We start from the raw sequence: 4,398 nt of genomic DNA, 5'->3' as shown, positions 1-4,398 counted from the left end.
CGCCAGTTCAGAAGCGTCGCGGGACATCACGAGACCTCCCGCAGCGCACTGACATTATGTTGCGTAGAAGCCGTCGATCGTCTGGGGGAAAGCGCCCAATCGCGGGGGCGCAACATAACTCTCGGCGCAACATATTCGGTCCATTTTCCGGCAACGCCTCTGCCAGACTGCTGCCCGGTGAGACGGACGAACAGGGAGCGACCCGGCGTGTTGTTGACGTCACCGACCAGCCAGTAATTGCCTGAACGGCGTCCATTGGAAAGATAGTGCCGACACACCATCTCGGCTCGCTCGGCCAAGCGGCGAGCAAGATCGGAAACTTGCGTGGACATGGGAACTCCAAGGCGTAGAAAGGCCCGCCGTCGCCGGCGGGCCTCAAGGAGGTCATGCTGCCTCGGCTACTCGGCCGCGATGATGCGCGGCTCGATCGCAGCGGGCTCATCTTCGCCCAACGTCGCCACGTCTCCCATAGCCACATCGCATCCGGCCGCCGCCGATTCTACGCCGGGTGGTTCGGTCGACGACTGGTCGTGAGCACCCAGCGCCTGGGATGGGGTGCCGAGCGGCAGATTGGGCGTGCGCAATGGTTCCGGCAGCCAGCGAGAGTCCTCAAGCAGGCGCTCGGCTTCCTTGGCCATCTCGGTCTTCTTGAGATGGTCGATCAGTTGCGCGGAGCTCTCGCCCTTCGCCTCGCGGACGGCTTCAAGGATACGACTCTTGGTGACGCGGCCGAGATAGTTGTCGACCGTCGGCCGCCAGCCAATCTCCGCCATGTCAAGATTGACGGCCCGCGCCAGGCGGTCCGCCTGATCGAGACGGCGCCGCAAGCCATTGGCGGTCACGCCGGAACCGCCATAGCGATCGACTTTCTCGGACAGCGCATTGATGCCGCCGGAAACGCAATGGGCGAGCAGCGCCAACCGGCTGGCATCGTCAAGCACGACGAGCCAATCCCACAGTGCCTGCTCATCGGTGGGTAGATCGGCCCTCCAGGCCTCATGCCGATCCGTGATAGACTTCGCAGACGCACTCTCCTTCATATCCGGTGCCTGCACCGGAAGCTGCACGAGGCGAACACCCGCTTCAAGGCATCCCGGCGTGTAGGTCTGGTAAAAGGCATCTACACAGAGCTTGTGCAGAAGCGTAGTCATCGCGACCTGCGGATGGGAAGCAACCGCATCGCGCAAAGCCAACGTGCGGTGCGCGGTCAGCTCGGTGATGAGCCGGTCGGGCAACGGCCGGATGACATCGTCTTCTTCCTCCTCTGGGCCCACCTGCCCGCTGACGGTGATCGTAGCACGCGGGGCCGCCGGTGGGTCCTGGTCCCCACGATCGGTGTCCAGCATTGCTGCACCGGGATCGGGCTCGGCGGTCGCCGCGACGAATGCGGCCTCGTCCTCACGGCGGACATAGCCACGCGCAACCTGCAACGCACCCTCGGCATCGATGCTGACGAAGGCGCCAGCGTGGACCATCTCGGCCGGCTTGAAGATATCCGGCCGGTTCTCGAAAGCTTCGAGCGCCTCCTCGAGCTCGCCGAGCCGCGCATCTACCTCGTCGGGCAGTTCGTCGGCATCTTCATATTTCTCCTGAAGCGCGGTGTACTCGGCCTGGAGCGCGTCGGCGCTTGCCTGCTCCTCGGCGGTGAGATCCGCCGGGATGCCCTCGAGCCGGCGGAGCCCATGGTCGTGGCCGTAGGGAAAACTGGCGGCGACCTCGATCCACTTCCATCCCTCCGCGGCGATCGTCCCGGCTTCGGCGCGCAGCTTCTCGGCCACCAGACGCTCCAACAATGCAACGTCCTCGAGCCAGCCGCCGTCGTCGGCTTCGAAGAGATCGCGCAGCACATTGCCGCCGGCGGACTCGTAGGCGTCGAGACCGACGAACCGCGCGCGCTTGTCGGAGCCACGCACCGCGCGCTCGGTCAAAAGGCGCCTGATCTGATACGACTCGTCGTAGCCCGACTTGTTGACGGTCTCCCAGACCTGTTCCTGCCTGACGTGATCGTCGGTGACAGAAAACGCCATCAACTGCTCTAGCGACATGCCGTCGTCGGCATAGACGTCGAGCAGCTTCGGGGAGACCGCGGCGAGACGGAGCCGCTGCTTCACCACCTGCGGGGAGACGAAGAAGATGGCCGCGATATCCTCCTCCGACAGCTTCTGCTCGCGCAAGGTCTGGAAGGCGCGAAACTGGTCGAGGGGATGAAGCGCGACGCGATGCACGTTCTCGGCGAGAGAGTCCTCTTCCGCGGAAATTTCGCCACCAGTTTCGCAGACGATGCAGGGGACCGGCGCGGTCTTCGCGAGCCGCTTCTGCTTCACCAGCAATTCGAGCGCACGATAGCGGCGGCCCCCGGCCGGCACCTCGAACATGCCGGTCTCCTGTCCGTCGGCGTCGAGGATGGGCCGCACATAGAGACTCTGCAACAGCTTCTCGCGATGGGCTATGTCCTCGGCGAGATCCTCGATCGAGATGCCGGCCTTCACACGCCGGACGTTGGACTGGCTGAGCACCAGCTTGTTGAAGGGGATGTCGCGTGAGGGCGACAGCTTGATCTTCTGAACGGCCTTTGCCATGTCAGTTTTCTCCGGAACGGGCGGCCGAGACCCTCTCTCGGCCTCCAACCCATTCGCCAACACGCCCGCCCTCCTCTCCCTCTCGCCGCGCGTCGGACGCATGACATCGCAACGCTTACGGAGCGCGGCGGCTCAACCGCCACGCCCCGGCGAAGCGCGCCGAGGTCACCGATCTTCCCGTTGCAAGACCGCGGCCGCGGCACGCAGCGAACGGTCGTCAATCACGATCCGGCCCGCCGCGCGAGCGGCCTGCGCGTAAACCGATAGAGGGAACGCGCCCTCGAACAGGATGTCGCGCTCAATCCCCAAGCCGAAGGGCAGCTCGACGGACTCCATCTCCACGAGGCTAAACGCGCCGAGCTCCGGTTCGCCGAGATCAGCGAGACCGAACAGCGTGTCGCCATCCTCATCGAGCTCGCTCGCGAGCCAGGAGCCGACGCCGAGCGGATTGAAGAACTTCACGACCGGCACATGGTCGAGGCCGCGGCGGCGGCCGTTGGCGAGCAGGCGCTCGCGTAAGTCTTGCGGGAGCAGGATCATGCCACCCTCCTCTCGTCGGCGGTCTCATGGTCGGACGGCTGTGAATCCGGCAGGAAGCCGAGGATGTAGTCGGCGGCTTTGCTGGCCTGGGACGCAGCGCGCACGATGGCGCGGTTGTCCTCGCGCATAACTTCCAACCACGAGCCGATGTAATCGGCATGGCGCACGGTCGGCACGATGCCGAGCGAGGCGCAGCAGAAGGCGGCATTCAATTCCGCGATCAGTTCTTCGAAGGCATATTTCTTCGTGCCAAAAGAACCGCTGAGATCGCGGTTGAGACGCGAGGCATGGCCGCTGGCGTGGCCGAGCTCATGGAGCGCGGTGCGGTGCCAGTTGATTGGTTCGCCATAGGCATGCGGCGGCGGCACCTGCACATAATCTGCTGAATGCATATAGAAGGCGCGGTTGCCGCCGATGCGAAAGTCGATGCCGGTCGCCTTGATCAACGCTTCGACCGTCGGCTCGATCAGAGCGGGCAGCGGAGGCGGCGCAGCCGTGGCGATCCCGTCAGGGAGCTCGTCGCACTGATCGCTATTGAAGACGGTGAAGCGTTTCAGAAACGGGATCGCCTGCGCTTCGTCGCCAGTCTCGTCCGCGCGACGCTTCTCGTCCTGCGGCACGAAGCGGTCGGCATAGACGACAGTCGTGCCGCGCTCGCCCTTGCGGACGTGACCGCCGAGCGACAGCGCTTGGCGAAACGTCAACCAGCTCTGGCCTGCAAAACCGTGTTCGATCACGGCGCCCCAGAGGATCAGAACATTCACGCCGCTATACTGGCGGCCGGTCGATGCGTTCTTCGGCATCGCCAGCGGCGCCTTCGCGGCCGCCGTCCCCCAGGGCTGCACCCAGGGCACGCGGCCGGCTTCCAGCTCGGCGATGATCTTGTCGGTGATTTCGTCATAAAGGCTCGCCCGGTTCTCGCCGACGCGCGCCCGATTAGCATGTCTGGACATCTTGAGGTCTCCGCAACGGGCACCGCGGGACTCTCCCGCGAGCTTCCAACCCGTCACGGCAACCCGGCCCGCACTCTCCCTCTCCTGCTCCGGCGTCTGCCGCCGGCACGGTGTCGCGCAAGATCACCGATCTCGTCGCGGGCTCCGCGTCAGGGATGGAGCCTTATGCCGTGCTCGGCATAAGCTTCCTTATGCCGAGTGCTCGATTATGCCGAGCACCCGGCTTTATCGCGTCGATTCGTTCGGTGAATGGAGCAATTTCCTGTGCACGACTCGGGATAATCCAGGGCCTTTCTCGAATAATCTAAGAGCTTTCCCGGTTGGCC

General features: G+C 64.6%; 3 protein-coding genes and 1 pseudogene. All 4 read right to left on the bottom strand.

Going from position 1 to position 4,398, the window contains the following annotated elements; translation table 11 throughout:
• Nucleotides 1-134 precede the first annotated feature (134 nt).
• Nucleotides 135-332, bottom strand: a pseudogene (locus VKR55_RS27905) (DNA primase); the annotation flags it as partial.
• A 66-nt stretch (nt 333-398) separates the two neighbouring features.
• On the bottom strand, nt 399-2,579 hold the full coding sequence (locus VKR55_RS27900) for a ParB/RepB/Spo0J family partition protein (RefSeq protein WP_324408505.1): 2,181 nt from the start codon (nt 2,577-2,579) through the stop codon (nt 399-401).
• A 165-nt stretch (nt 2,580-2,744) separates the two neighbouring features.
• Complete coding sequence (locus VKR55_RS27895; RefSeq protein ID WP_324408503.1) at nt 2,745-3,119, bottom strand: DUF2958 domain-containing protein; 375 nt, start codon at nt 3,117-3,119, stop codon at nt 2,745-2,747.
• Nucleotides 3,116-4,072, bottom strand: coding sequence for an ArdC family protein (locus tag VKR55_RS27890; RefSeq protein WP_324408501.1), 957 nt, complete (start codon nt 4,070-4,072; stop codon nt 3,116-3,118). The genes VKR55_RS27895 and VKR55_RS27890 overlap by 4 nt, the downstream gene beginning before the upstream one ends.
• Nucleotides 4,073-4,398 lie beyond the last annotated feature (326 nt).

It is taken from the genome of Bradyrhizobium sp., assembly GCF_035309285.1.
In the GTDB taxonomy this organism is placed as follows: domain Bacteria; phylum Pseudomonadota; class Alphaproteobacteria; order Rhizobiales; family Xanthobacteraceae; genus Bradyrhizobium.
This window is presented reverse-complemented; position numbering and strand designations above follow the sequence as displayed.

Coding starts and splice junctions, on each gene's coding strand:
- VKR55_RS27900 (WP_324408505.1), bottom strand. CDS start 2,579: ATGGCAAAGGCCGTTCAGAAGATCAAGCTGTCGCCCTCACGCGACATC.
- VKR55_RS27890 (WP_324408501.1), bottom strand. CDS start 4,072: ATGTCCAGACATGCTAATCGGGCGCGCGTCGGCGAGAACCGGGCGAGC.
- VKR55_RS27895 (WP_324408503.1), bottom strand. CDS start 3,119: ATGATCCTGCTCCCGCAAGACTTACGCGAGCGCCTGCTCGCCAACGGC.